At 61.4% G+C, this 324-nt stretch carries 1 protein-coding gene; it reads left to right on the forward strand.

Going from position 1 to position 324, the window contains the following annotated elements:
- Window positions 1-51: 51 nt before the first annotated feature.
- Window positions 52-324: hypothetical protein (locus tag ACOADB_RS13880; RefSeq protein ID WP_378599579.1), on the forward strand; the 273-nt coding region annotated here is incomplete at its 3' end.

Consider the following 324-nt stretch of genomic DNA (forward strand, 5'->3'; position numbering starts at 1 on the left):
CTCGGTAAACGCGGCCTGCTCGGTTGATCCCGAGCGGGCCGCGTTGCGTTTGTGAGCGAAACCCATTCCATTGCAACGACTCCATGCCGGCGGTCGTTGCTAACGTGGGAACACACGTTCGATTCGTTCGTCGAGGAGGACAGGATTCCCACCCTCAGCATCACCGAGATCGCGGCCCGCTACGGCGTCAGCCCGACCTTTCTTCTGGAAGCGTTCCGTCACCTACAGCTAGCGAGTCCCCGCGACAGCGAGGATTCCTACGTCGACGGCTATTACCTCGACTTCTTTGCCCGACGCTGGGCCGACCGACTGCGACGAATGACC

The organism is Nocardioides sp. CPCC 206348 (genome assembly GCF_048654705.1).
In the GTDB taxonomy this organism is placed as follows: Bacteria; Actinomycetota; Actinomycetes; order Propionibacteriales; family Nocardioidaceae; genus Nocardioides.